The 25,490-nt window shown below is 71.0% G+C and carries 28 protein-coding genes and 2 riboswitches; of the genes, 18 read left to right on the top strand and 10 right to left on the bottom strand.

Going from position 1 to position 25,490, the window contains the following annotated elements:
* From ABFX81_RS34950 to gcvT, 4 genes are all read right to left on the bottom strand, one after another.
* A partial coding sequence (locus ABFX81_RS34950) for a serine dehydratase beta chain (protein WP_346139181.1) occupies positions 1 to 551 on the bottom strand: 551 nt, incomplete at its 3' end.
* Positions 552 to 634: 83 nt separating this feature from the next.
* A complete protein-coding gene (glyA, locus tag ABFX81_RS34945; protein ID WP_086849004.1) occupies positions 635 to 1,897 on the bottom strand; it encodes a serine hydroxymethyltransferase in 1,263 nt (420 codons plus the stop codon).
* Between the two features lie 14 nt (positions 1,898 to 1,911).
* On the bottom strand, positions 1,912 to 2,289 hold the full coding sequence (gene gcvH, locus ABFX81_RS34940; protein WP_059422730.1) for a glycine cleavage system protein GcvH: 378 nt from the start codon (positions 2,287 to 2,289) through the stop codon (positions 1,912 to 1,914).
* Positions 2,290 to 2,394: 105 nt separating this feature from the next.
* A complete protein-coding gene (gene gcvT, locus ABFX81_RS34935) occupies positions 2,395 to 3,516 on the bottom strand; it encodes a glycine cleavage system aminomethyltransferase GcvT (RefSeq protein WP_086849002.1) in 1,122 nt (373 codons plus the stop codon).
* 75 nt (positions 3,517 to 3,591) lie between these two features.
* Positions 3,592 to 3,694: riboswitch (glycine riboswitch) on the bottom strand.
* A riboswitch (glycine riboswitch) is annotated at positions 3,695 to 3,794 on the bottom strand.
* A 182-nt stretch (positions 3,795 to 3,976) separates the two neighbouring features.
* Between gcvT and ABFX81_RS34930 the strand changes: the two genes are divergently transcribed.
* The 9 genes from ABFX81_RS34930 (at position 3,977) to ABFX81_RS34890 (ending at position 13,811) form a co-directional block, all read left to right on the top strand.
* Entirely contained in the window at positions 3,977 to 4,645 is a 669-nt protein-coding gene (locus ABFX81_RS34930) for an AAA family ATPase (protein ID WP_086849000.1), read from the top strand.
* A 67-nt stretch (positions 4,646 to 4,712) separates the two neighbouring features.
* Entirely contained in the window at positions 4,713 to 5,507 is a 795-nt protein-coding gene (locus ABFX81_RS34925; protein ID WP_086848998.1) for an enhanced serine sensitivity protein SseB C-terminal domain-containing protein, read from the top strand.
* Positions 5,508 to 5,663: 156 nt separating this feature from the next.
* The gene (locus tag ABFX81_RS34920) at positions 5,664 to 6,464 is read left to right on the top strand and encodes an enhanced serine sensitivity protein SseB C-terminal domain-containing protein (protein WP_086848996.1); all 801 of its coding nucleotides are present in this window, start codon (positions 5,664 to 5,666) and stop codon (positions 6,462 to 6,464) included.
* Positions 6,465 to 6,847: 383 nt separating this feature from the next.
* The gene (locus tag ABFX81_RS34915) at positions 6,848 to 7,846 is read left to right on the top strand and encodes an ABC transporter permease subunit (protein WP_086848994.1); all 999 of its coding nucleotides are present in this window, start codon (positions 6,848 to 6,850) and stop codon (positions 7,844 to 7,846) included.
* Between the two features lie 68 nt (positions 7,847 to 7,914).
* On the top strand, positions 7,915 to 9,669 hold the full coding sequence (locus ABFX81_RS34910; RefSeq protein ID WP_346139180.1) for an ABC transporter substrate-binding protein: 1,755 nt from the start codon (positions 7,915 to 7,917) through the stop codon (positions 9,667 to 9,669).
* An 81-nt stretch (positions 9,670 to 9,750) separates the two neighbouring features.
* Entirely contained in the window at positions 9,751 to 10,758 is a 1,008-nt protein-coding gene (locus ABFX81_RS34905) for an ABC transporter permease (protein ID WP_059422738.1), read from the top strand.
* Positions 10,755 to 11,849 carry an oligopeptide/dipeptide ABC transporter ATP-binding protein gene (locus ABFX81_RS34900; RefSeq protein WP_086848992.1) on the top strand — a complete coding sequence of 365 codons (1,095 nt, stop codon included), beginning with the start codon at positions 10,755 to 10,757 and terminating at the stop codon, positions 11,847 to 11,849. Before ABFX81_RS34905 ends, ABFX81_RS34900 begins: the two co-directional genes overlap by 4 nt.
* The gene (locus ABFX81_RS34895; RefSeq protein WP_086848990.1) at positions 11,846 to 13,066 is read left to right on the top strand and encodes a dipeptide ABC transporter ATP-binding protein; all 1,221 of its coding nucleotides are present in this window, start codon (positions 11,846 to 11,848) and stop codon (positions 13,064 to 13,066) included. The genes ABFX81_RS34900 and ABFX81_RS34895 overlap by 4 nt, the downstream gene beginning before the upstream one ends.
* Positions 13,067 to 13,136: 70 nt before the next feature.
* Positions 13,137 to 13,811 carry a trimeric intracellular cation channel family protein gene (locus ABFX81_RS34890; protein WP_086603546.1) on the top strand — a complete coding sequence of 225 codons (675 nt, stop codon included), beginning with the start codon at positions 13,137 to 13,139 and terminating at the stop codon, positions 13,809 to 13,811.
* On the opposite strand, the gene ABFX81_RS34885 is transcribed toward ABFX81_RS34890, so the two are convergent.
* The gene (locus ABFX81_RS34885) at positions 13,702 to 14,937 is read right to left on the bottom strand and encodes an alpha/beta hydrolase-fold protein (protein ID WP_086848988.1); all 1,236 of its coding nucleotides are present in this window, start codon (positions 14,935 to 14,937) and stop codon (positions 13,702 to 13,704) included. The two genes, ABFX81_RS34890 and ABFX81_RS34885, sit on opposite strands and share 110 nt — an antisense overlap.
* A 135-nt stretch (positions 14,938 to 15,072) precedes the next feature.
* Between ABFX81_RS34885 and ABFX81_RS34880 the strand changes: the two genes are divergently transcribed.
* Positions 15,073 to 15,933, top strand: a complete 861-nt coding sequence (locus ABFX81_RS34880) for an acyl-CoA thioesterase domain-containing protein (protein ID WP_086848986.1) — start codon at positions 15,073 to 15,075, stop codon at positions 15,931 to 15,933.
* On the opposite strand, the gene ABFX81_RS34875 is transcribed toward ABFX81_RS34880, so the two are convergent.
* Entirely contained in the window at positions 15,920 to 16,504 is a 585-nt protein-coding gene (locus ABFX81_RS34875) for a TIGR03086 family metal-binding protein (RefSeq protein WP_086848984.1), read from the bottom strand. The genes ABFX81_RS34880 and ABFX81_RS34875 overlap by 14 nt on opposite strands.
* A 101-nt stretch (positions 16,505 to 16,605) precedes the next feature.
* Between ABFX81_RS34875 and ABFX81_RS34870 the strand changes: the two genes are divergently transcribed.
* A complete protein-coding gene (locus tag ABFX81_RS34870; protein ID WP_086848982.1) occupies positions 16,606 to 17,583 on the top strand; it encodes a WYL domain-containing protein in 978 nt (325 codons plus the stop codon).
* Between the two features lie 21 nt (positions 17,584 to 17,604).
* Here the strand turns inward: ABFX81_RS34870 and ABFX81_RS34865 are convergent, their stop codons facing one another.
* The gene (locus ABFX81_RS34865) at positions 17,605 to 18,243 is read right to left on the bottom strand and encodes a TetR family transcriptional regulator (protein ID WP_086848980.1); all 639 of its coding nucleotides are present in this window, start codon (positions 18,241 to 18,243) and stop codon (positions 17,605 to 17,607) included.
* A gap of 116 nt (positions 18,244 to 18,359) precedes the next feature.
* Here ABFX81_RS34865 and ABFX81_RS34860 point away from each other — a divergent pair, with 116 nt between their 5' ends.
* The 3 genes from ABFX81_RS34860 (at position 18,360) to ABFX81_RS34850 (ending at position 20,171) form a co-directional block, all read left to right on the top strand.
* Positions 18,360 to 18,527 carry a hypothetical protein gene (locus tag ABFX81_RS34860; protein WP_086848978.1) on the top strand — a complete coding sequence of 56 codons (168 nt, stop codon included), beginning with the start codon at positions 18,360 to 18,362 and terminating at the stop codon, positions 18,525 to 18,527.
* Positions 18,528 to 18,583: 56 nt separating this feature from the next.
* The gene (locus ABFX81_RS34855; protein ID WP_086848976.1) at positions 18,584 to 18,850 is read left to right on the top strand and encodes a DUF4190 domain-containing protein; all 267 of its coding nucleotides are present in this window, start codon (positions 18,584 to 18,586) and stop codon (positions 18,848 to 18,850) included.
* 151 nt (positions 18,851 to 19,001) lie between these two features.
* A complete protein-coding gene (locus ABFX81_RS34850; protein WP_086848974.1) occupies positions 19,002 to 20,171 on the top strand; it encodes an aminotransferase class V-fold PLP-dependent enzyme in 1,170 nt (389 codons plus the stop codon).
* Between the two features lie 29 nt (positions 20,172 to 20,200).
* Here the strand turns inward: ABFX81_RS34850 and ABFX81_RS34845 are convergent, their stop codons facing one another.
* The gene (locus tag ABFX81_RS34845; protein ID WP_086848972.1) at positions 20,201 to 20,866 is read right to left on the bottom strand and encodes an N-acetylmuramoyl-L-alanine amidase; all 666 of its coding nucleotides are present in this window, start codon (positions 20,864 to 20,866) and stop codon (positions 20,201 to 20,203) included.
* Positions 20,867 to 20,926: 60 nt separating this feature from the next.
* Between ABFX81_RS34845 and mnmA the strand changes: the two genes are divergently transcribed.
* Positions 20,927 to 22,057 carry a tRNA 2-thiouridine(34) synthase MnmA gene (gene mnmA, locus ABFX81_RS34840; protein ID WP_086848970.1) on the top strand — a complete coding sequence of 377 codons (1,131 nt, stop codon included), beginning with the start codon at positions 20,927 to 20,929 and terminating at the stop codon, positions 22,055 to 22,057.
* Positions 22,058 to 22,141: 84 nt separating this feature from the next.
* On the opposite strand, the gene ABFX81_RS34835 is transcribed toward mnmA, so the two are convergent.
* Positions 22,142 to 22,924 (bottom strand): alpha/beta fold hydrolase, encoded by a 783-nt coding sequence (locus ABFX81_RS34835; protein ID WP_086848968.1) that lies wholly within the window; start codon positions 22,922 to 22,924, stop codon positions 22,142 to 22,144.
* 61 nt (positions 22,925 to 22,985) lie between these two features.
* Positions 22,986 to 23,309: a DUF427 domain-containing protein gene (locus tag ABFX81_RS34830; RefSeq protein ID WP_086848966.1), complete on the bottom strand. Its 324-nt coding sequence runs from the start codon at positions 23,307 to 23,309 to the stop codon at positions 22,986 to 22,988.
* An 81-nt stretch (positions 23,310 to 23,390) separates the two neighbouring features.
* On the opposite strand from ABFX81_RS34830, the gene ABFX81_RS34825 reads away from it, so the two are divergent.
* From ABFX81_RS34825 to ABFX81_RS34815, 3 genes are read left to right on the top strand one after another with little or no spacing between them, the layout of a single operon-like run.
* Complete coding sequence (locus tag ABFX81_RS34825) at positions 23,391 to 24,194, top strand: methyltransferase (RefSeq protein WP_086848964.1); 804 nt, start codon at positions 23,391 to 23,393, stop codon at positions 24,192 to 24,194.
* Complete coding sequence (locus tag ABFX81_RS34820) at positions 24,191 to 24,730, top strand: TIGR00730 family Rossman fold protein (protein ID WP_086848962.1); 540 nt, start codon at positions 24,191 to 24,193, stop codon at positions 24,728 to 24,730. Before ABFX81_RS34825 ends, ABFX81_RS34820 begins: the two co-directional genes overlap by 4 nt.
* 50 nt (positions 24,731 to 24,780) lie before the next feature.
* Positions 24,781 to 25,470 (top strand): SDR family oxidoreductase, encoded by a 690-nt coding sequence (locus tag ABFX81_RS34815; RefSeq protein ID WP_346139179.1) that lies wholly within the window; start codon positions 24,781 to 24,783, stop codon positions 25,468 to 25,470.
* The last annotated feature ends 20 nt before the right edge of the window (positions 25,471 to 25,490 follow it).

The raw sequence follows: 25,490 nt of genomic DNA, 5'->3' as shown, positions 1-25,490 counted from the left end.
ATGCGCAGCAGCTCGTCGCCCGTGCGGAAGGGGTACTTCAGGACGGTGTCGTCGAGCTTGATGCGGTCCGCGCCCACCGCCTCCTCGTCGACGACGAAGCCGCCGCCGACCGAGTAGTACGTCTTCGCCAGCAGCTCCGCGCCCGAGGCGTCGTACGCCCACAGGGTCATGCCGTTGGCGTGGTACGGCAGGGCCTTGCGGCGGTGCAGGACCATGTCGTCGTCGTAGGAGAACGCGATCTCCCGCTCGCCCAGCAGGTTGAGCCGGCCGCCGGTCCTGATCGCCTCCACCCGCGCGTCGGCCGTCTCCACATCCACCGTGCGCGGCGAGTCGCCCTCCAGACCGAGCAGCACCGCCTTGGGCGTGCCGTGGCCGTGGCCGGTGGCGCCGAGCGAGCCGTAGAGCTCCGCGCGGACTTTCGCGGTCGGGGCCAGCAGCTCCTCGTTGCGCAGCCGCCGCGCGAACATCCGGGCCGCGCGCATCGGGCCGACGGTGTGGGAGCTGGACGGGCCGATGCCGATCGAGAACAGGTCGAAGACCGAGATGGCCACGGGAACTCCTGACTACGGGGGTGGTGCAGAGGGGGTGGGCGCCGTGCCGCTTGTGGCCGCACGGCGCCCGAAAGGTTTCTTCGCTATGTGTTCGGACCCGCGTACAGCGGGTGCTTGTCGGCCAGGGCCTTCACCCGGGCCTTGAGGGCCTCCGCGTCGTACGACGGCTTCAGCGCCTCGGCGATGACGTCCGCGACCTCCGCGAAGTCCTCCGCCCGGAAACCGCGCGTGGCCAGGGCCGGGGTACCGATCCGCAGACCGGACGTCACCATCGGCGGACGCGGGTCGTTCGGGATCGCGTTCCGGTTGACCGTGATGCCCACCTCGTGGAGGCGGTCCTCGGCCTGCTGTCCGTCCAGCTCCGAGTGGCGCAGGTCGACCAGGACCAGGTGCACGTCCGTGCCGCCGGACAGGACGTCCACGCCCACGGCCCGGACGTCGTCCTTCACCAGACGCTCGGCCAGGATGCGGGCACCCTCCAGCGTACGGCGCTGGCGCTCCTTGAAGTCCTCCGAGGCCGCGACCTTGAAGGAGACCGCCTTGGCCGCGATCACATGCTCCAGCGGACCGCCCTGCTGACCGGGGAAGACGGCGGAGTTGATCTTCTTGGCCAGTTCGGCCGTGGAGAGGATCACACCGCCGCGCGGGCCGCCCAGCGTCTTGTGGGTGGTCGTGGTCACCACGTGCGCGTGCGGCACCGGGTTCGGGTGCAGCCCCGCCGCGACGAGCCCGGCGAAGTGGGCCATGTCGACCATCAGGTACGCGCCGACCTCGTCCGCGATCCGGCGGAAGGCGGCGAAGTCCAGCTGCCGCGGGTAGGCCGACCAGCCCGCGACGATCAGCTTGGGCTTGGACTCCTTGGCCAGCCGCTCGACCTCGGCCATGTCGACCCGGCCGTCGTCGCCGACGTGGTAGGCGACGACGTCGTAGAGCTTGCCGGAGAAGTTGATCTTCATGCCGTGGGTCAGGTGCCCGCCGTGCGCGAGGTTCAGACCCATGATGGTGTCGCCCGGCTTGAGCAGCGCGAACATCGCGGCCGCGTTGGCCTGGGCGCCGGAGTGCGGCTGCACGTTGGCGTGCTCGGCGCCGAAGAGCTCCTTGACGCGGTCGATCGCGATCTGCTCGACCACGTCGACGTGCTCGCAGCCGCCGTAGTAGCGGCGGCCCGGGTAGCCCTCGGCGTACTTGTTGGTGAGGACCGAGCCCTGCGCCTCCATGACCGCGACCGGCGCGAAGTTCTCCGAGGCGATCATCTCGAGCGTGGACTGCTGCCGGTGCAGCTCGGCGTCGACCGCGGCGGCCACGGCCGGGTCGAGCTCGTGCAGGGGTGTGTTCAGGACGGACATACGGCTACGACTCCTCAGCCGGCTGAGAACGCGGTGTACTCGTCGGCGGAGAGCAGGTCGCCCGGCTCGTCCGTGACCCGCACCTTGAACAGCCAGCCGCCCTCGAAGGGGGCCGAGTTCACCAGCGACGGGTCGTTCACGACGTCCTCGTTGACCTCGGTGACCTCACCGGAGACGGGGGAGTAGAGGTCGGACACCGACTTGGTCGACTCCAGCTCGCCGCAGGTCTCGCCCGCGGACACGGAGTCACCGACCTCGGGGAGCTGGACGAAGACCACGTCGCCGAGCGCGTTGGCCGCGTGCTCCGTGATGCCGACCGTCGCGACGCCGTCCTCGGCGGCCGACAGCCACTCGTGCTCCTTGCTGTAACGCAGCTGCTGGGGGTTGCTCATGGCCTGGATTCTCCTGTACGCGCGGGAGTGCTTTGTTGACGGGGGGACTGCTGTGAGCTGGAACGACGGACCACGGGAACGCTTGCCGCGGCCCCGGGCCAGTGTCTACTTCTGCCGCTTGTAGAACGGCAGCGCCACGACCTCGTACGGCTCGTGACTGCCCCGGATGTCCACGCCCACGCCGGGCGTGCCGGGCGCTGCGTGCGCGGCGTCGACGTACGCCATCGCGATCGGCTTGCCGAGGGTGGGGGAGGGGGCGCCGGAGGTGACCTCGCCGATCACCTCGCCGCCGGCCACGACCGCGTACCCGGCGCGCGGGACCCGGCGGCCCTCGGCGACGAGCCCGACCAGGACGCGCGGCGGGTTCTGCTCGGCGCGGGCGGCGGCCTCCCGCAGGGCCTCGCGCCCCACGAAGTCGCCCTCCTTCTCGAACTTCACCACGCGGCCGAGCCCGGCGTCGAAGGGCGTCAGGGAGGTGCTCAGCTCGTGCCCGTACAGCGGCATGCCCGCCTCAAGGCGCAGCGTGTCGCGGCAGGACAGTCCGCAGGGGACCAGTCCGGCGCCCTCGCCCGCCTTGGTCAGGGCCTGCCACAGCTCGACCGCGTGCTCCGGCTTCACGAACAGCTCGAAGCCGTCCTCGCCGGTGTAGCCGGTGCGGGCGATCAGGGCCGGGACGCCCGCGACCGTGCCCGGCAGACCGGCGTAGTACTTCAGCCCGTCGAGGTCGGCGTCGGTGAGGGACTTCAGGATCCCCGGGGACTGGGGCCCCTGCACGGCGATCAGCGCGTAGGCGTCCCGGTCGTCGCGCACCTCGGCGTCGAAGCCAGCGGAACGTTCCGCCAGGGCGTCCAGCACGACCTGGGCGTTGGAGGCGTTGGCGACGACCATGTACTCGGTCTCGCCCAGCCGGTAGACGATCAGGTCGTCGAGGATGCCGCCGTCGGCCCGGCAGATCATGGTGTACCGGGCGCGGCCGGGCTTGACGCCGCCGATGTTGCCCACCAGGGCGTGGTCGAGGAGGGCGGCGGCCTGCGGACCGGTGACGGTGATCTCCCCCATGTGGGAGAGGTCGAACAGCCCGGCCTTCGTGCGCACGGCGTTGTGCTCGTCGCGCTCGGAGCCGTAGCGCAGGGGCATGTCCCAGCCGGCGAAGTCGGTCATCGTCGCGCCGAGCGAACGATGCAGGGCATCGAGCGCGGTGTGGCGGAGTTCTCCTGTGCTGCTCATCGGTCGGTCGTCTCCCAGGGCAATGGGGGTACCTCCCGCGCGAGCTCGTTCGAGCGTGGGGGAGGGCGAGGTCGTTCCTCCCCATCTGTCATCGGAACCTGAGAGGTTCGCCATGAAGGGACATGGCTTGCACCTTGGGTGGGACCACCGAGGACGGCGGCCCGCTTTTCAGATGTGCCTCGCCCGCGCGGTAACGGGGCCTGAGAGATTCAAGGGAGGGACTTGCTCCTTCGGCGCCCCAGCGTCAGTGGTGCTGGGGACTCTCCCGCGCGGATTCAAACGGCCGGTATGCAGTTGGCGCGCACATCATTGCACGCATCGTCGCGGGGTGGCAGGGGCACCACCCTGTAGCAGGCCTGTTGCAGGAAGAGGACTAAAACCAGAGACATCGGGCATTACCTTCTCTTTACACTCGGCGGGGATGGGACTCCACACCTGGCCCCAGGGGAGGACGATCACGGTGAACAGGACCACCGCGTACGCCACGACATCGGGCGTCGCGCTGCCCGAGCAGCCGGCCGCTCCGGCACGGGCGGCCTGCGGCCCGCTGCCGGTGCCGGTCGTCCGCGATCTGCGCGAGCGCGCCGGCCGCAGCCCGCACGCGCTGCTCTTCGGCCCCCGCGACCTCGTCGTGGTCACGGGCCTGCCCGGCAGCGGCAAGTCCACGCTGATGCGGCGCACCGTGCCCGGCCGGCGCATCGACTCCCAGGACACCCGCGACCGCTGGGACGGCCGCATGCCGCGCCTCCTGCCGTACGCGGTCTACCGGCCGCTCGTCCGCCTCGCCCACTACACCGGGCTGCGCCGCGCCCTGCGCACCGGAGAGGGCGTCGTCGTGCACGACTGCGGCACCCAGGCCTGGGTCCGCCGCTGGCTGGCCCGCGAGGCGCGCCGCCGGGGCGGCGCCCTGCATCTGCTCATGCTCGACGTCACCCCCGAGGAGGCCCTGGCCGGCCAGCGCGACCGCGGCCGCGGTGTCTCGCGGTACGCGTTCCTGCGCCACCGCGCGGCGACCACCCGTCTGCTGCGCGCCGTGGAGCGGGGCGAACTGCCCGCCGGCTGCGGTTCGGCGATCCTCGTCGACCGGGACGCGGCGGACACCCTGCGCCGGATCGGGTTCACCGGCTGACCGCGGGCGGCCGGGGAGACGCTAGCCTTTTGAGCCACAGCAGTGGTTCCAGGCAGGCGGTAGGCAGATGGACTTCCCGGCGGACTTCTCCGCGGACTTCCCGGCGCACACGCAGACCCACCCGCACGGCGGATGGCCAGGCAACGAACTGGAGGAGGTGCTCTCGGCCTCCCTCGGCGCCGGGCCGTCGGCCGGCGGGCGGATCGTCGAGGTGCTCGGCCGGAGTTTCGTCTGGGTCCCCCTGCCGAGCGGCGGCGGCCCGCAGAGCGGCCCCCTCGACCTGCCCGGCATCGAGATCGAGGGCCAGGCGTACGTACCGGTGTTCAGCTCCGAGGAGCAGTTCCGCCAGGTCGTCGGCTCCCACATGTCGTACACCATCGCGCCCGCCGTGGAGTTCGCCCGCGGTCTGCCCCCGCACGCCGGGATAGCCGTCAACCCGGGCGGCGTGGTCGGCATACCGCTCCCGCCGCCCGCCGTGGCCGAGCTCTGCCGGGCCGGCCGGACCCCCCTGGACGGCCCCGCGAGCGGCGGCCGGGTCCGCCTCTTCGAGCCCGACTGGCAGGACGACCCGGTGGACTTCCTCGCCGCCGCCTCCGCCGAGTTCGAGGCGATCGGCGTCGTCGTCACCGCCCGCCGCTGCCTCGCCGCGATCGAGACCGCCGACCCGGTGATGTTCGTGGGCGTCGAACTCTCCCAGTGGGAAGGCGACCTGCGGGCCCTCCCCCTGGACGCCCTGTCCCGGGCCGTGACCGGTTCCCCGGCCCCGTGGCCGGTCAACCTGGTCCTCCTGGACGTGGCGGAGGACCCCGTGGGCGCGTGGATGCGGGAGCGAGTGCGCCCGTTCTACCAAAGGGTTCACTAGCAGATCTTTCACAGGGTTCACCGGCAGACGCTCCCAGGAGTGAGGCACGCGACCGGTCACGGCCCGACCCGCACCCGCAGGACGAGGCAAGTCCCGAGTCGGCGGGCGGGCTTAAGCTAGGTCACGGTCGAGGCGTTGTACGAAGGGGCGGTAAAGGTGAGCGCGAGCGGCACGGCCGCGGCCGGACAGGTCGAGCACATGCTGCGCCAGGTCACGCCCGGGCGTTACGACGCCTACGAGGCACTCCTGCGCGCGCTCGCGACCCCGCACTCCGGCCAGATCTGGATGCTCCTCTGGCACGGCCAGGCGGGCTCCCCCGACGCCCAGTACGGGAACATGGAGGTCGACGGCTACGGCTACGCCCCCTGTGTGACCTCCGCCCAGGAACTCTCGGCCAGCGGCTGGAACCGCAGTTACGAGGTGGTCGACGGAGTCGACGTCGCCCGCGCCCTCTACCCCGACCACTACGGCCTCTGGCTCAACCCGCACGCCCCCGGCGGCGGCGTCGGCATCCCCTGGCTCGACCTGCGCCGGATCGCCACGGGCCTGGACCGCCAGCCCGCCGGCCCGCTGCGGCTGTCCGAACCCGCCATCGAGATCCCGCAGTTCTACGCCCTGCTCGCGCAGAACGCCCACCGCACCCCGGCCGTCCGCTCGCTGCGCCGGGCCTGGGTGCAGCCCGCGCTGGGCGCGCCGTATCTCGCCATCGGACTGGATGTGTACGACACCTCCCCGCCGGCCGTGGATTCCGTGCGCGCGATGATGCAGCAGTCCCTCGGTGCCGTGCCGGACGGGCTGCCCGTCTCCACCGTCGCCATGTCCGACGAACACGACCCGGTCGCCATGTGGCTGCGCAAGAGCGCCCGCCCCTTCTACGACCGTGAGGCCCACGCCACGGCCCCCGTCCAGGCCCCGGCCTCCGGCTACGGCTTCCCCCCGGCCCAGGGCAGGTACTGACCCGGCCCGCACCGGCCGTTGCCGCACCGGCCGTCGCCGCCCGGTCGGCCGGCCCGCGGGAGCAGGCGCTTTGCCCGCAATGCGCAGGTTTCAACGCCATATCGTCCGGACCACGTGCCCGCGTGTCCGGATAACGGAATCCCCCAGTCGGCATCACGGTTGCGCATACTTTCTCCACCAGGCCTGGCGTGTGATCGTGAGCGCGTTGAAGACTCGCCTCTCAGGCGCGAGGCCGTCGATCCTGTGAGCGATACCAAGCGAGGGATCGGCCTGACGGTGGCCGCACCATCTGCGGACGCCACGCCATAGCCAAAGTGGATAAAGCCGCCGAAAACGGTGGGCAAGGGGGCCGGTAACCACCGGCGAGAAGGGGCAGGGCACTTGTGACGGCACCGATCGAGACCACCGGATCGCAGGCCGAGGCCCAGCCGGAGGCCGTGCTGGCGGGTGTGAAGTCCCAGAACATCGAGGGCCGGTCTCTCGGGCAGATCGCCTGGACCCGCTTCAAGCGCGACAAGGTGGCGGTGGCGGGCGGCGTCGTCGTCGTGCTGCTCATCCTGACGGCCGCCCTGTCCCGCCCGCTGCAGTCGCTGCTGGGCCTCGACCCCAACGCCTTCCACCAGGACCTCATCGACCCCAACACCACGCTGCCCAAGGGCGACTTCGGCGGCATGAGCTGGGACCACCCGCTCGGTGTGGAGCCGAAGTTCGGGCGTGACATCTTCGCCCGCATCCTGGAGGGCTCCTGGGTCTCCCTCGTCGTCGCCTTCGGAGCGACGGTGCTGTCCAATGTGATCGGCACCGTGCTCGGCCTGATCGCGGGCTACTACGGCGGGCGCGTCGACGCGGTCATCAGCCGGCTCATGGACACCTTCCTCGCCTTCCCGCTGCTGCTCTTCGCCATCGCCATCTCGGCGACGCTCCAGGGCGGCGCCTTCGGGCTCGAGGGCCTCCCGCTGCACATCCTCGTGCTGATCTTCGTCATCGGCTTCTTCAACTGGCCCTACATGGGCCGCATCGTCCGCGGCCAGACGCTGGCGCTGCGCGAGCGGGAGTTCGTCGACGCCTCCCGGGGGATGGGCGCTTCGGGGCCGTACATCCTCTTCAAGGAGCTGCTGCCGAACCTGGTCGCGCCGATCATCGTCTATTCGACGCTGCTCATCCCGACCAACATCCTCTTCGAGGCCTCCCTCAGCTTCCTGGGCGTGGGCATCCAGCCGCCGCAGGCGTCGTGGGGCGGCATGCTCAACCAGGCCGTCGACTTCTTCGAGGTCGATCCGCAGTACATGCTCGTGCCCGGTCTCGCCATCTTCATCACCGTACTGGCCTTCAACCTCCTCGGTGACGGCCTCCGGGACGCTCTCGACCCCCGCAGCCGCTGACGTCTGCGGTCGCGGCCGGTGCCGCGTCCAGCCCAAGTGTTCAACTTCAGAAGGGGAATCCGACCATCATGCGAAGGTCAGCAATTGCCGTCGCCGCGGCCCTCAGCAGTGCCAGCCTCGTGCTGGCGGGCTGCAGCAAGGCCGACGACAACGGCGACGACGGCGGCAGCAAGGCCACCGCCGACGCCGCCACGAAGTCGGTCGTGAACGCCTCTACGGAGAAGGGCGGCACGGTCACCTACGCGATGTCCGACGTCCCGGACTCGTTCGACCCGGGCAACACGTACTACGCGTACATGTACAACTTCAGCCGCCTCTACGCGCGTCCGCTGCTCACCTTCAAGCCGGCTCCCGGCGAGAAGGGCAACGAGATCGTGCCGGACCTCGCGGAGTCCAAGGGCAAGTCGTCCGACGGCGGCAAGACCTGGACGTACAAGCTCCGCCAGGGCGTGAAGTACGAGGACGGCACCGAGGTCACCTCGGCGGACGTCAAGTACGCGGTGGAGCGCTCGAACTTCGCCCGTGACGTGCTCTCCCTCGGCCCGAACTACTTCGCCCAGTTCCTGGACGGCGGCGACAAGTACAAGGGCCCGTACAAGGACAAGAGCGACAAGGGCCTGGCGTCGATCGAGACGCCGGACAAGCACACGATCACCTTCAAGCTCAAGCAGCCGTTCACGGACTTCGACTACCTGGTCACCGCCCCGCAGACGGCTCCGGTGCCGAAGGCCAAGGACACCGGCGTCGACTACACCAAGAAGATCGTCTCCTCCGGCTCGTACAAGTTCCAGAGCTACGAGGAGGGCAAGTCGGTCACCCTGGTGCGCAACCCCGAGTGGGACGCCAAGACCGACCCGCTGCGCAAGCAGTACCCGGACAAGATCGTGGTCAACCTGAAGGTCAACCAGGCCACGATCGACAAGGACCTGATGGCCGGCACCACCACCGTCGACCTCGCGGGCCGCGGCGTGGACACGCAGACCCAGGCCCAGCTGCTCAACAACAAGGACAAGAAGGCCAACACCGACAACACCTACGGTGGCCGTCTCGTCTACGCGGCGCTCAACACCACGGTCAAGCCGTTCGACAACGCCGAGTGCCGCAAGGCCGTGCAGTACGCCATCGACAAGGTGGCCGTGCAGACCGCGCAGGGCGGCCCGGTCCGCGGTGACATCGCCTCCACGGTCCTGCCGCCGGACGTGATCGGCTACCAGAAGTTCGACTCCTACGCCACCCAGGGCAACAAGGGTGACGCCACCAAGGCCAAGGGGCACCTGAAGGCCTGTGGCCAGGAGAAGGGCTTCAAGACCTACATCTCCGCGCGCAGCGACCGTCAGCAGGAGGTCGACGCGGCCACGGCGATCATCGACTCGCTGAAGAAGGTCGGCATCAACGCCGAGATGAAGCAGTACCCGTCCGGCAAGTACTTCACGGACTACGCCGGTGTCCCCGCCTTCGCCAAGAAGCAGAAGATCGGCATCATGATGATGCAGTGGGGTGCCGACTGGCCGACCGGCTACGGCTTCCTGAACCAGATCCTCAACGGCAAGGCCATCAGCACCTCCGGCAACACGAACCTGTCGTCGTTCGACAACGCCGAGGTCAACAAGCTGCTCGACGAGGCCATCCAGAACCCCGACGAGTCGGCGCGCAACGCCGCCTACGCCGAGGTCGACAAGAAGACGATGGACGAGGCCGTCATCGTGCCGCTGACCTACTTCAAGGTCTTGCTGTACCGCTCGCCGAACGCCACCAACGTGGTCTCCTCGGCCGCCTGGAGCGGTCAGTACGACGCCCTCAACCTCGGTACGACCAAGAAGTAGCGCGAAGAGCAGCCCTGGAAGGCAGGTGAAGGCATTGGCGCCCGTGGGATTCACCCCCCGCGGGCGCCGGCGCCGGTCCCCGTGATCTCGTACATCATCCGCCGGGCGATCGCGGCAGTGATCCTGCTGCTGGTCGTCACCGCGGTCACCTTCGGCATCTTCTTCCTGCTGCCGAGACTGGCCGGGCAGAGTCCCGACCAGCTGGCCGCCCAGTACATCGGAAAGAACCCCTCGCCCGAGGACATCCTGGCGGTCAAGCAGAACCTCGGGCTCGACAAGCCGGTCTACGAGCAGTACTGGGAGTTCATCAAGGGGATCGTCTCCGGCGCCACCTACAACCTCGGCCCGACCACGGCCAAGTGTGAAATGCCCTGCTTCGGCTACTCCTTCAAGAACCACATCGAGGTCTGGCCGCAGCTCGTGGACCGGCTTCCGGTGACCATCTCCCTGGCCGCGGGCGCCGCCGTGCTGTGGCTGCTGTCGGGTGTCGCCGCCGGTGTGATCTCCGCGCTCAAGCCGGGCTCGTTCTTCGACCGCGCCGCGATGGGCGTGGCCCTGGCCGGTGTGTCGCTCCCCATGTTCTTCACCGGCCAGCTGGCCCTGCTCGTCTTCAGCTATCAGCTGGACATCTTCGGGCGGACCTATGTGCCGTTCACCGAGAACCCGTCCCAGTGGGCCAACACCCTGTTCCTGCCGTGGTGTTCGCTGGCCCTGCTGTACTCGGCCATCTACGCACGGCTCACCCGGTCCGGCATGCTCGAAACCATGAACGAGGACTTCATCCGCACCGCTCGGGCCAAGGGCCTGAAGGAGCGCAAGGTCGTCGTCAAGCACGGCCTGCGGGCGGCGCTCACGCCGATCGTGACGGTCTTCGGCATGGACATCGGCCTGCTGCTCGGTGGCGCGGTGATCACCGAGTCGGTGTTCTCCCTGCCCGGCATCGGCCAGTACGCCGTTCAGGCCATCACCGACAACGACCTGCCGCCGATCCTGGGCGTCACCCTGCTGGCGGCCTTCTTCGTCGTGCTCTGCAACCTGGTGGTGGACGTGCTGTACGCCACCGTCGACCCGCGGGTGAGGCTCTCGTGACCGAACTGACCAAGACCGGGGCCGCCGTGGGCGAGCCGACGAGCAGCGGGGAGGTCCCCCGGGCGTTCCTCGATGTGCGCGACCTCAAGGTGCACTTCCCGACCGACGACGGCCTGGTCAAGTCCGTCGACGGGCTCTCCTTCCAGCTGGAGAAGGGCCAGACCCTCGGCATAGTGGGTGAGTCCGGCTCCGGCAAGTCGGTGACCTCGCTGGCCATCATGGGCCTGCACCGCCTCGGCAACCGCGGCAAGAACGTGCGGATGTCCGGCGAGATCTGGCTCGACGGCAAGGAACTCGTCTCGGCCAGCCCCGACGAGGTGCGCCGGCTGCGCGGCCATGACATGGCGATGATCTTCCAGGACCCGCTGTCCGCGATGCACCCGTACTACACGGTCGGCAACCAGATCGTCGAGGCGTACCGGGTCCACCACGACGTCGACAAGAAGACCGCCCGCAGGCGCGCCGTCGAACTCCTCGACCGGGTCGGCATCCCCGAGCCCGACAAGCGCGTCAACAGCTACCCGCACGAGTTCTCCGGCGGCATGCGCCAGCGCGCCATGATCGCCATGGCGCTGGTCAACAACCCCGAGCTGCTGATCGCGGACGAGCCGACCACCGCGCTCGACGTGACCGTGCAGGCGCAGATCCTCGACCTGATCCGGGACCTGCAGAAGGAGTTCGGCTCCGCGGTCATCATCATCACGCACGACCTCGGCGTGGTCGCCGAGATCGCCGACGACATCCTCGTGATGTACGGCGGGCGCTGCGTGGAACGCGGTCCGGTCGACACGATCTTCTACGAGCCGCAGCACCCCTACACCTGGGGCCTGCTCGGCTCGATGCCGCGGATCGACCGTGAGCAGACCGACCGGCTCATCCCGGTCAAGGGTCAGCCGCCCAGCCTCATCAACGTCCCCTCGGGGTGCGCGTTCAACCCGCGCTGTCCGTACGCGGACGTCCCCAAGGGCGGGATCACCCGCACCGAGCGGCCCGAGCTGCGCGAGGTGGGTGGCAGGCACTTCACCGCCTGCCACCTGCCGCAGGAGGACCGCACCCGGATCTGGAACGAAGAGATTGCGCCGAAGCTGTGAGCGAGACCGAAACCCGGGCAGGGACGACGGCCGTGACCGACGACGATGACAAACCGCTGCTCAAGGTCGAGGGACTGGTCAAGCACTTCCCCATCAAGAAGGGCCTGCTCCAGCGGCAGGTCGGGGCGGTCAAGGCCGTGGACGGCATCGACTTCGAGGTGCGCCGCGGGGAGACCCTCGGCGTCGTCGGCGAGTCCGGCTGCGGCAAGTCGACCATGGGCCGTCTCATCACCCGGCTGCTCGAACCCAGCGGCGGGAAGATCGAGTTCGACGGTACGGACATCACGCACCTCGGCACGAGCGGCATGCGCCCGCTCCGCCGCGACGTGCAGATGATCTTCCAGGACCCGTACGGCTCGCTGAACCCCCGGCACACCATCGGCACCATCGTCTCGGCGCCGTTCAGGCTCCAGGGCGTGGAGCCCGAGGGCGGCGTCAAGCAGGAGGTCCAGCGCCTCCTGGAGCTGGTGGGCCTGAGCCCCGAGCACTACAACCGCTACCCGCACGAGTTCTCCGGCGGTCAGCGCCAGCGCATCGGCATCGCCCGGGCCCTGGCCCTGAAGCCGCGGATGGTCGTGGCCGACGAGCCGGTCTCCGCGCTCGACGTGTCGATCCAGGCGCAGGTCGTGAACCTGATGGACGACCTCCAGGACGAACTCGGCCTGACGTACGTGATCATCGCGCACGACCTGTCGGTCGTCCGGCACGTCTCGGACCGGATCGCGGTGATGTATCTCGGCAAGATCGTCGAGCTGGCCGACCGCGACTCGCTGTACGCCAGTCCGATGCACCCGTACACCAAGGCCCTGCTGTCCGCGGTGCCTATCCCGGACCCCCGGCGCAGGGCGGCCAAGAGCGAGCGCATCCTGCTCAGGGGCGACGTACCCTCGCCGATCGCCCCGCCGAGCGGGTGCCGCTTCCACACCCGGTGCTGGAAGGCCACGCAGATCTGCAAGAGCACCGAGCCGCCGCTGATCGAGCTGCGGCCCGGCCAGCGCGTCGCCTGCCACCACCCGGAGAACTTCGAGGACCAGGCACCGCAGGACACCGTTCTGCTGTCCGCCGCGAAGGAGGCGGCGGCACTGGTCGCCGACGAGGTGCTGGCCGAGTCGGCGCAGACGTCGGCGGCGGTGGCGGCGGAGGCCTCCGCGAAGGAAGCGGAAGGCTCCGCCTCCAAGGAGCCCGGGGAGACGTCCAAGGAGCCCGGGGACAAGTGACCCAGCCCTGCCAGAGCGCCTCTGCCTTGACAATTAAGGCAGAGGCGCTCTGGCAGGTAAAAATGTTCGGGTGCTCCAGCAACTGTTCAGCCCCTCCGTCCAGCACACGCTCGACCTGATCGGCATCTTCGTCTTCGCCATTTCCGGCGCCCTGCTGGCCGTGCGCAAGAACTTCGACGTGTTCGGCATCGCCGTGCTCGCCGAGGTCACCGCGCTGGGCGGCGGGCTCTTCCGTGACCTGGTCATCGGGGCCGTGCCGCCCGCCGCCTTCACGGACCTGGGGTACTTCCTCACCCCGCTGCTCGCCACGCTCCTCGTCTTCTTCCTGCACCCGCAGGTGGAGCGCATCCAGGTCGCCGTGAACGTCTTCGACGCGGCCGGCCTCGGCCTGTTCTGCGTCGCCGGCACCATCAAGGCGTACGAGTACGGGCTCGGCCTGACCGCCTCCGCCGGCCTGGGGCTGACCACCGCGGTGGGCGGCGGTGTGCTGCGGGACGTCCTCGCCAACGAGGTGCCCTCGCTGCTGCGCTGGGACCGCGACCTCTACGCGGTCCCGGCGATCGTCGGCGCCGCCCTGGTCGCCCTGTGCATCCGCTACGACGCCCTGAACCCGCTCACCAGCAGCCTCGCGGTCGTCACCGCCTTCGTACTGCGCCTGCTCGCCATGCGGTTCCACTGGCGAGCTCCGCGGGCCTGGCACCGGCGGTCGACGGTGAGCGAGGAGGAGCAGCCCGTCCTGCCGTGACGTGGCCGCGGCCGGTCACCTCCGTCAGCCAGCGGAACGCCGGGACCACCTGCGGCCGCCACAGCGCCATGGTGTGACCGCCCGCGCTCCTCGGGATGTACACCACGTGCACGGTCGTCGGCGCCTTCGCGGTCTGTTCCAGGGCGACGGCCGCCTCGTAGCCGTCGTGCGGCTGGCCGGAGAGGTAGAGCGAGATGCGCGGCGGGACGGGCGCCCCGCGCAGCAGCAGACAGGGGTTGTTCTCGGCCCGGAGGGCGGGGTTCTGCGCGGCGAGCGAGGCGCGTTCGCCGATCGGGTCGTTGTAGCCGGACAGGCTGACGGCGGCCCGGTAGCGGTCGGGGTGGGCGACGGCGAGCTTGGCCGCGCAGTGCGCCCCGGCCGAGTAGCCGGCCACCGCCCAGCCCCGCGGGGCGGACTCGGCGCGGAAGTTGTCCATGACCATCATCGGCACGTCGACGCTCAGCCAGGTGTCGGCGTCGACGGTGCCCGGGATGTTGGCGCAGCCGGTGTCCACCCCGGCCAGCAGGTTGGTGCGCGGCGCGACCAGGATGAACGGGGCGACCTGCCCGTCCCGCATCAGCGGCTCCAGCTGCTCGTGCGCGTGCAGCGAGCCGAACCAGGCCTTCGCCGAGCCGGGATAGCCGGGCAGCAGCTCCACGACCGGGAACTCGTGGTGCCGGTAGGCCGGTTCGTCGTACTGCGGCGGGAGCCAGACGTAGACCTCGGCGTTCACACCCGACACCCGGCCCTCGAGCTGGGTGACCCGTACCCCGCCGGCCGCGCCCATGCCGGGGCCGGTGGCCGGCCGGAAGGTCTGGCGCACTTTCGGCAGCCGCTTCAGGGCGATGCCTCCGGTGCCGTCGGCGCCCAGGTCGGCCGCCTGCTGCACGTGGTCGCCGGTGCCGAGCAGGTCGGCCCAGTTGTCGTACAGGTTGTCGGCGTTGTTGACCAGCGTGAAGACCAGCGCGACGGCGGTTCCCTGGGCGAACAGCAGCATCAGCGCGCGCGTCGCGGTGCGCAGGGCGCGGGGACCGCGGACGCGCGACCACAGGACGAGCGGCAGCGCCGGAGCGACGACCGACAGCGCGATCAGCGTGTAGAGGAACGGAGTCCCGGTGAGGCTCATGTCTCGTCAGAGGGACGGACGGTCCTCCGGGTTTACGGACGAGTGCGGACACTTACCGAGAAATTGCCTACACCTCACCCAAGACGGAACTGACCAAAGCTACCGCTTAGTAGTCAGTTCTTGTACTGTTCAGCCATGTCAGAAGCAGCCACCGCACCCGCCGTCCGGGCCACGATCGGCGACAGCGAGTTCGACCGCGACACCGCGCTCACCCGGCGCGCGCCCGGCGTCTACGACATCGACCTCTCCGCCGGCTGGACGATCATCAGCGCCGTCAACGGCGGCTATCTGCTGGCCGTCCTGGGCCGCGCGCTCGCGGACACCCTGCCGCACGCCGACCCCTTCACCGTCTCGGCGCACTACCTGACCGCGTCGCAGCCCGGCCCGGCGGTCGTCCGCACGGACACCGTCCGCACCGGCCGGACCCTGTCGACCGGCCAGGCCTCCCTCTTCCAGTACGACGACGAGGGCCGCGAGGTCGAACGCATCCGCGTCCTCGCCTCCTACGGCGACCTGGACGCCCTGCCCGACGACGTCCGCACGACGGCCCAGCCGCCCGCGATCCCGCCGCTGGAGCACTGCTTCGGCCCGGAGGACGGGCCCGCCCCCGTCGACGGCAGCTCGGCGATCGCCGACCGTCTGATGCTCAAGCTCGACCCGTCGACCCTGGGCTGGGCCCTCGGGCAGCCCTCCGGCAAGGGCGAGATGCGGGCCTGGTTCGGGCTCGCGGACGGCCGCGACCACGACCCGCTCTCCCTGCTGCTGGCGGTGGACGCCCTGCCGCCCACCGCCTTCGAACTCGGGCTGAAGGGCTGGGTGCCCACCGTCGAGCTGACCGTGCACGTCCGCTGCCGCCCGGCGCCGGGCCCGCTGCGCGTGTCGATCACCACCCGCAATCTCGCCGGCGGCTTCCTGGAGGAGGACGCCGAGGTGTGGGACAGCGCCGACCGGCTGGTGGCGCAGTCCCGTCAGCTCGCCCGGGTCAGGCTCGGCTGAGCGGCTCGCGCCCCAGCCAGGCCGCCAGCCTGCCGTAGGCGTCGGCGCCCTCGGGGGCCGGCCGGGCCGTGGCGAACGGCGTGTTCTCGTCCCGCTGTTCGTCCGGCAGCATGCGCTGGGCGACGGTCAGCGCGAACTCGGCGAGCTCCTGGTCGAGTTCACGCGGACGCCCCAGGGCCTCGGACAGGTCCCAGGTGTGGGTCACCGTCTCCAGGACGTAGGCCGACAGGGCGGCCCGGCCGGGCATCTCGCCGAACGGCAGGCGCACCACCGCGTCCAGCCGGTCGTCGCCCGCCCAGGCCTTCACGGCCCGGATCCTGGCCTCGTCGTACGCGGCCGTCCAGCCGTCGTCCGGGACGCCCTCGGCGAACGGCCGCACGGCGTTCGCGTCACCGCCCTCGGCGACGACGGCCACCCGGTGGGTCGCGCCGGTGAGATGGCTCAGCAGGGCGCGCACGTCGAACTCGGTACACGGCGTGGATCCGTCGAGCTGCTCCGCGCGGACGGACCGGACGAGCTCGGCGGCCTGCTCCGCGGCACGGCCGAACAGCGGACGGGGGTCGTTGGTCATGAGACTCCTCCTGAGTGCGTGGACAGGAGGAGCATGGCCGGAAAACCTGACATCCGCCGTCAACATTTGCCCGGGCCCCCGCACGCCACGATGCTGATGCCGTGAAGTCCGACCGCCTGCTGTCGATCCTGCTGCTCCTCCAGACCCGCGGCCGGGTCCCGGCGCGCGAACTCGCCGAGCGGCTAGAGGTGTCGGTCCGCACCGTCTACCGCGACGTCGAGGCCCTGTCGGCCGCCGGTGTCCCGGTCTACGCCGAACGCGGCCGGCACGGCGGCATCGAACTGCTCGCCGGTTTCCGCACGGACGTCACGGGCCTGACCGCCGACGAGTCCCGCGCGCTGTTCGTCCTGGCCGGGCAGGGCGCGCACGCCGCACTCGGCCTGGACGCGGCGTTCGGCTCCGCCCTGCGCAAGGTGATGGCCGCGCTGCCGGCTCCGCACCGCCCGGCCGCCGAGACGGTCTCCCGTCGCATCCTCGTCGACGCCACCCGCTGGCGCGGCGGGCCGCGACCGGCCGTCGACCTGGAGGTGCTGCGCGACGCGGTCTTCGCCGACCGCAGGCTGAGGCTGCGCTACCGGCACAGCGGAGAGCGCCAGGTTCGCACGTACACCGTCGACCCGTACGGCCTCGTCGCCAAGGCGGGCGTCTGGTACCTGGTCGCCGACCGGCGGGCCGAACCCCGGCTCTTCCGGGCCGACCGGGTGCGCTCCGCCCGGCTCCTCGACGATCCCGTACGGCGGCGCCCGGGCGTCGAACTCGCCGACGCCTGGCAGGCCCTGCGACGCCAGGTCGAGGAACGGCCCGGCGGCCTGGACGTCACCGTCCGGGTGCGGCGACACCGGCTCGACATGTTCCTGCGGCTGACGGCCTTCCTGCCGGCGGAGCTCCTGGACGACGACGGTGAGAGCGACTGGGCGACCGTGCGGCTGACGTACGGATTCCTCCCCGAGACCCGCCAACTGCTGATGTTCGCCGACCAGGTGGAGGTCCTCTCGCCCCCACAGGTGCGCGAGGAACTGGCCCGGGCGGCCGCTTCCGTCACGGAGCTGTACCGGGGCTCCGGCGCGGACCCGGGGTGAACGGCGGGAACGTGGGGTCGGTCAGTCCAGCCAGTGATGGCGGCCCAGGCCGATCAGCCGCATCTGCCGGGTCGCCATCTGCGCGACGTGCCGGGTCCGCTCCTCGCGCTCCCGCTCCGGTCCCTCCAGCGCCTCCAGGAAGAGCGACGCGGTGATCAGCATCTGGTCGACGTAGAGATGCGCGAGCATCAGCAGGTCGTCCTCGGTCCAGCCCGCGGACACCGGGTCCTTGGCCAGTTCGTCCTTGACCTCCTGGGCGAACCGGGCCAGTTGCTCCCGTATGGCCTCCCGTACCGGTTGAACTCCGCCATGTCGCTCACGGGCGATGAACCGGACATGTGCGGGGTACCCGTCGACGTGACGGGCGATCAGCTCGATGGTGCGCGTGATGCGCTCCTCGCTGTCACCCGTCGTGGACACCGTCGTCCGGATCATCGGGTGCAGGCTGCCCAGCGCCTCCTCGACCAGGGCCACGCCCAGGTCCGCCGTGGAGCGGAAGTGGCGGTAGAAGGCCGTCGGGGCGACACCGACGGCACGGGTGACCTCGCGCAGCCCCAGGCTGCTCAGACTCTGCTCCTCCAGCAGCCCGAGGGCCGCGTCCAGGAGCGCCTGCCGGGTCTTCTGCTTCTGGGCCTGCCGGATGCCGAGGGTGTGACTCATACCATGCAGTTAACAACTGTTCTCTGTAATTGGAAAGTCATGGGACGCGCTAGACTGGGAAGTCAGTGAACAAGTGTAACCACAAGCGTTCACCGAAACTCTGGGGGTTGTTTCCCGTGCTGTTCATCGTCGCCGCACTCCTGCTGCTGGGTGCCGTCCTGGGCACCGTGGCCCACGCGCCGCTCGGCTTCTCCGCCGCGGCCGGCGTCGTCATCGCCGTCTGGCTCGGCATCTTCGCGGTCCGCGAGCGCCACGGCCGTCGGCGCCACACCCAGGCGCACTGACGCGGTACGCGCTCAACCGACGACCACCACCGAACCGACACCGGGAGTCGATCACCATGCAGCTCACCGCTCCGGCCAGGCGCCGCACCGGTATCCGCGACACCGACGGCATGGCCGTCGCGTCCTTCGTCCTGGGCCTGCTCGGCCTCCTCGTCCTGAACGTCTTCCTCGGCCCGATCGCCATCGTGCTGGCGAGCCTTGCTCTGTGGCGCGGCACCCAGCGCCGCGGCCGCGCGTTCCTGGGCCTGGGCCTCGGCGTCGCCGACCTGGTGGTCCTGGTGGCGTTCATGCAGGCGGACAGCACGATCTCGTGGAGCTTCTGAGCCGTCCTCGGGCAGTCGCCCGCCGGCAAGCCGCTGCCCGCCCGGGGACGACGGGTCGCAGCCGCGCGGGGAAAGCGGTTCACGCCCTTTCCGGCTTCGGCCGACCTTGATCTGAGGACGGCCGAGGGGGAGCCGTAGAATCGGGCTCACCATGGCTTACCTCGACCACGCCGCGACCACCCCGATGCTCCCGGAGGCGGCAGAGGCGCTCACCGCCCACCTGGGTGCCACCGGCAACGCGTCCTCCCTCCACGCATCCGGCCGGCAGGCCCGCCGCACCGTCGAGGAGGCCCGCGAGACCCTCGCCGAAGCCCTCGGCGCCCGCCCCAGCGAGGTCGTCTTCACCTCGGGCGGCACGGAGGCCGACAACCTCGCCGTCAAGGGCCTTTACTGGTCACGCCGTGACGCCGACCCGGCCCGCACCCGCGTCCTCGCCAGCCCCGTCGAGCACCACGCCGTCCTCGACGCCGTGCACTGGCTCGGCGAACACGAGGGCGCCACCATCGAGTACCTGCCGGTCGACGCCCACGGCCGCGTCCACCCGGACGCCCTGCGCGAGGCGATCGCCCGCGACCCCGACGACGTGGCCCTCGCCACCGTCATGTGGGCGAACAACGAGATCGGGACGATTCTGCCGGTCCGCGAACTCGCCGACGCGGCCGACGAGTTCGGTGTCCCCCTGCACTCGGACGCCGTCCAGGCCTTCGGCCAGATCCCCGTGGACTTCGCCGCCTCCGGCCTCGCCGCGATGACGGTGTCGGGCCACAAGATCGGCGGGCCGTACGGCATCGGCGCGCTCATCCTCGGCCGCGAGCACACCCCCGTACCCGTCCTGCACGGCGGCGGCCAGGAACGCCACGTCCGCTCCGGCACCCTCGACGTCCCCGCCATCGCCTCCTTCGCGGTCGCCGGACGGCTGGCCGCCGAACAGCGCGAGTGGTTCGTCCGCGAGATCGGCGCCCTGCGCGACGCCCTGGTCACCGCGGTCCGTACGGCGGTGCCGGACGCGATCCTCGGCGGCGACCCGGACCCGGAGGGACGCCTCCCGGCCAACGCGCACTTCACGTTCCCCGGCTGCGAGGGCGACTCCCTGCTGCTCCTGCTCGACGCCCAGGGCATCGAGTGCTCCACGGGCTCCGCCTGCACGGCCGGCGTCGCCCAGCCCAGCCACGTCCTCCTCGCCACCGGCACCGACCCCGACCTGGCCCGCGGCACCCTCCGCTTCTCCCTCGGCCACACCTCCACGGAGGCAGACGTCGAGGCCCTGGCGAAGGCGATCGGCCCGGCAGTTGAGCGGGCGCGTGCGGCGGGGCTGACGTAGTCCCCGCCGTCTCCGCCCTGCTCGACCGGTCAGGCCGGCGCCGTACGCGCCTCGCGCACCAGCCGCATGTACCTGTCCCAGTCCCAGTGCGGTCCCGGGTCCGTGTGGTCCGTGCCCGGGACCTCCACATGGCCGATGATGTGCTCGCGGTCGACGGGTATGCCGTAGCGCGCGCAGATCCGGGCCGTGAGGCGGGCCGAGGCCTCGTACATCTCGTCCGTGAGGTCCTGCGGACGGTCCACGAAGCCCTCGTGCTCGATGCCGACACTGCGCTCGTTGTAGTCGCGGTTGCCCGCGTGGTAGGCCACGTCCAGCTCGCGGATCATCTGCGTGACGTGCCCGTCCTGGCGGACGATGTAGTGCGCGGCCGCCTTGTGCCCCGGGTCCTGGAAGGCCCTCACCGCGCTGTCGAAGCTGCCCTGCGTGACATGGACGACCACCATGTCTATGCCGTAGTCGTCGGGCCGGTCCGCGCGGCGCCAGTTCGCGTCCGACGCGGCCACCCAGCGCGCGCCCGCGTAGTCGACCTCGCCCTCCTTGCGCGGCTTCTCGACGCCGGGCACGCGCCACCACAGACGCGCCAGCTCGTCCCGGGCCAGCACGGCGGAGCCCGCCGCGGCCACCGTGCCACCGATCAGCAGCGCGCGACGGCCGACCTTCCGGTCGCCGTCCTTCGAAGCCTTCCGCTGTCCCATGTGATCGCCAACGGATACCCGGCGGCCTTGGTTCCCGCGCCCCCTTACCCTGGAAGGGTTATGACTCACACCCCGCAGCGCTCCCGCCCCCTCCGCGTCCTGGCCGCCATGTCCGGCGGAGTCGACTCCGCCGTCGCCGCCGCCCGCGCGGCCGAGGCGGGCCACGACGTGACCGGCGTCCACCTCGCCCTCTCAGCCAACCCCCAATCCTTCCGCACGGGCGCGCGGGGCTGCTGCACCATCGAGGACTCGCGCGACGCCCGCCGCGCCGCGGACGTCATCGGCATCCCGTTCTACGTGTGGGACCTCGCCGACCGCTTCCGTGAGGACGTCGTCGAGGACTTCGTCGCCGAGTACGAGGCCGGCCGCACCCCCAATCCCTGCCTGCGCTGCAACGAGAAGATCAAGTTCGCGGCGCTGCTGGACAAGGCGCTGGCGCTGGGCTTCGACGCGGTCTGCACGGGCCACTACGCGCAGGTCGTCACCCTGCCCGACGGCACCCGCGAGCTGCACCGCGCCTCCGACATGGCCAAGGACCAGTCGTACGTCCTCGGCGTCCTGGACGACAAGCAGCTCGCCCACGCGATGTTCCCGCTCGGCGACACGGTCACCACCAAGGACGAGATCCGCGCGGAGGCCGAGCGCAGGGGCCTGGCCGTGGCCAAGAAGCCCGACTCGCACGACATCTGCTTCATCGCCGACGGCGACACCCAGGGCTTCCTGGCGGACCGGCTCGGCAGGTCCGAGGGCGACATCGTCGACGAGTCCGGCAACCGGCTCGGCACGCACGAGGGCGCGTACGGCTTCACCATCGGCCAGCGCAAGGGCCTGCGCATCGGCACCCCGGCGCCCGACGGCAAGCCGCGCTACGTCCTCGACATCTCCCCGGTCACCAACACGGTCACGGTCGGCCCGGCCGACGCGCTGGACGTCAGCGCCCTGACCGCGATCAAGCCGCGCTGGTGCGGCGTCGCCCCCACCGGCCCCGGCACGTACACGGCCCAGCTCCGCGCCCACGGCGGCGAGACCGAGGTCACCGCCGAGCTGGTCGACGGCCGGCTGGAGGTGTCGTTCGCGGAGCCGGTCCGCGGCGTCGCCCCCGGCCAGGCGATCGTCCTGTACGACGGCACACGCGTGGTGGGCTCCGCGACGATCGCGTCGACCAGGCGGGCGACGGCGGGCGTGGCCTGACCCCGCGGGCGTCCGGGGGGGGCAGGCCGGTGCCACGCGCGCGTGCCCCCGTCCCTCCCGGCCCCGCCTGCTCAGCCCGCCTGCTCAGCCCCGCGTGAAGAACTCCAGCAGCACCGGCGCCAGCACGTTCGGCTCCACCATGTGCGTCTGGCCCTGGAGCGTGCGGTACGACCCGTCGGGGACGGAGTCCGCGATCGCCCGGGCCGCCTCGCGGAGCCAGGCCGGGCTCGCGTCGCCCGCGACCGCCAGGACGGGGACGCCGATCGAGGCCAGCCGGGCGCGCGGGACCCGGCCGTCGCGCATGACGGCGTCGTCGTAGGCGAGGCTCGGGGCGATCGCCTCCATGCCGGCCCACATGGGGGACTGGCGGGCGCCCTGGATCACCCCTTCGCCCAGGCCGGTCAGCCGCAGGAACAGCTCGACCGCGTCCCCGCGCCGCCCTTCGCCGAGCGCCTCCGTCAGACGCTCCGTGTACTCCGCGCGCTCCCTGGCGCCCTCCTCGGACATCGCGAACGGCGTCTCGTAGACGGCGACGCGCCGCACCGGCAGGCCGCTCGCCGCCGCCTCCAGTGCCAGTGCCCCGCCCGACGAGATGCCGTACAGGAACGCCTCGCCGCCCACCGCCTCGATCACCGCCGCCAGGTCCTCGACCTCGCGCTCCACGGCGTACGGCGCCGTGTCCCCGCTGGCACCGCGGCCCCGGCGGTCGTACACCACGGCCTGGAAACGCTCCGAGAGCGACACGGCGAGCGGTGCCAAAGTGCCGCCCGTCGACATCGCGCCGCTCACCAGGACGACCGCGGGGCCCCGGCCGGTGCTCTCGTAGGCGATGCGGGTGCCGTCACGCGAAAGGATCTTCTTGTCCATGCTCATGCAGACTGCCGCACGGCACGGTGTTCATCGATGAGGCGGGCCGCGCGTCAGCCGATCACATCACTTCCACGTCGTAGAAGCACAGGTGGTCCTTGATCTCCGCGACGTCCGGTTTGGGCTCCGGATACGCCCAGACGAGGTCCGCGGCGTCCGGCAGCGACCAGTAGGACGCGGTGCCCTTGAAGGGGCAGTACGTGCGCGTGCCGGACGGTGCCAGCAGGTCGAGGCGTACGTCCTCGGCCGGGATGTAGTAGCGCTCGGGGCAGCCCGTCTCGCGCAGGACCAGCGGCCGGTCGCTCTCCGCCATGACCTGCCCGGCGTGCACCACGCGAACGGGCCGGTCACTCTTCTCGATGGTGATGCGATGCCCGGTGGTCACAATCGCCCTCCTTGGGTAGCCGACTCCTCCGATACAGCGCAGGCTGAAGCGGAGTTCTTCCCTCGCCGCAGGAGGCCACCCATGCGAGCCACACAGCCGGCCAGAAACCGCAGCGCCCTGGCCCACCAGGTCCGGTACGCCCTGCGCCACCCGGAGCGCGTGCCCGCGCACGCCCGGCGCGCGGTGCGGGACGCCTGGCTGCGGCTGCGGTACCGCGACCACATCGCCTACTACCGCGCCGTGATGGCCTCCGACGCGGCGCGCAGCGCGGAGGCGGCGGTCGGGCACAACCCCTCACGCGAGGCGTGGGAGCGGATCGGGCGCATGCAGTTCGACTACCTCGTGGGACACGGCCTCCAGCCGCACCACCGCATGCTGGAGATCGGCTGCGGCAACCTGCGCGCCGGGCGCCTGTTCATCGACTACCTCGACGCCGGGCACTACTACGGCATCGACATCTCGCCGCACATCCTGCTCGCCGCCCAGGACACCCTCGTGGCCGGGAAACTCCAGCCCAAGCTGCCCTACCTGGCGCTCGCCGACGATCTCACCTTCGCCTTCCTGCCCGACGCGCACTTCGACGTCGTCCACGCGCACAGCGTCTTCTCGCACTCGCCGCTGCACGTCATCGAGGAGTGCTTCGCCCACGTCGGCCGGATCCTCGCGCCCGGCGGGTTCTTCGACTTCACGTTCGACCGCACCGACGGCGAGGAGCACCAGGTGCTGCACGAGGACTTCTACTACCGGACGGCGACGCTGACCGAACTCGCCGCCGAGCACGGCCTGGACGCCCGGTTCATGGACGACTGGGAACAACTCCCGCACCGGCAGTCCAAAATGCGGGTCACCACGACGTCGGACCGGGCCCGTACGGTGGGCCCATGAACATCTGTGTCTTCCTGTCCGCCGCCGATCTCGACGAGCGCTACACCCGTCCCGCGCGGGAGTTCGCCAAGCTTCTGGCCAAGGGCGGCCACACCCTGGTGTGGGGCGGCTCCGACGTCGGCCTCATGAAGGTGGTCGCCGACGGGGTGCAGGAGGCGGGCGGCCGGCTCGTCGGCGTCTCCGTGCGGTTCCTCTCCGCCAAGGCCCGCCCCGGCGTCGACGAGATGGTCGTCGCCCGCGACCTCGCCGAGCGCAAGAAGCTGCTCCTGGAGAAGGCCGACGCCGTGGTGATCATGGTCGGCGGCACCGGCACGCTCGACGAGGCGACGGAGATCCTGGAGCTGAAGAAGCACGGCCACACGGACAAGCCCGTGGTCCTGCTCAACACCGCCGGCTTCTACGACGGCCTGAAGGAGCAGTTCCGCCGCATGGAGGACGAGGGCTTCCTGCCCCGCCCGCTCACCGACCTGGTGTTCTTCGCGGAGGAGCCGGTGGGGGCGCTGGCGTACCTGGAGGAGAGCCGGGGCGTGGCGTGACGCCGGGCCGGCACCCCGCGTGACCCTCGCGTGATGCGAGCATGGCGGGCATGGCTACTCATGTGATCACCGGAGCCGGCTCGGGCATCGGCGCCGCCGTGGCCCGCCGTCTGCACGCGCGCGGGGACGACCTCGTGCTGCACGCGCGCGACGCGGGCCGCGCGAAGGAGCTGGCGGCCCAGTTCCCCGGGGCCAGGACCCTGGTAGGCGACCTGGCCGACCCCGACAAGCTCTCCTGGGCCTTCTCCCACCAGTCGCTGCCCGACCGCGTGGACTCGCTGCTGCACATCGCGGGGGTCGTCGACCTCGGCCCGGTCGGCGAGCTCACCCCGAAGACCTGGCGCCACCAGCTCAACGTCAACCTCGTCGCCCCGGCCGAGCTGACCCGCCACTTCCTGCCCCAGCTGCGGGCCGCCCGGGGCCATGTGGTCTTCGTCAACTCCGGTGCCGGCCTGAACGCCCACGCCGGCTGGTCCGCGTACGCCGCCTCCAAGCACGGCCTGAAGGCCCTCGCCGACTCCCTCCGCCACGAGGAGCACGCGGGCGGCGTCCGCGTCACCTCGGTCTACCCCGGCCGCACGGCCGGCCCCATGCAGGCCAAGGTCCACCAGCAGGAGGGCAAGGAGTACGACGCGTCGAAGTGGATCGACCCCGAGTCGGTCGCGACGACGATCCTGATGGCCCTGGACCTGCCGAGGGACGCCGAGGTCAACGACCTGACGGTCCGGCCGGGGAACTGACCGGCCGGGCCGCTGCGTAG

This window comes from Streptomyces coeruleofuscus (assembly GCF_039532725.1).
GTDB classification, from domain to species: domain Bacteria; phylum Actinomycetota; class Actinomycetes; order Streptomycetales; family Streptomycetaceae; genus Streptomyces; species Streptomyces coeruleofuscus.
Note: the sequence above shows the minus strand (reverse complement) of the source record. Positions and strands in the feature narration are given on the sequence as shown.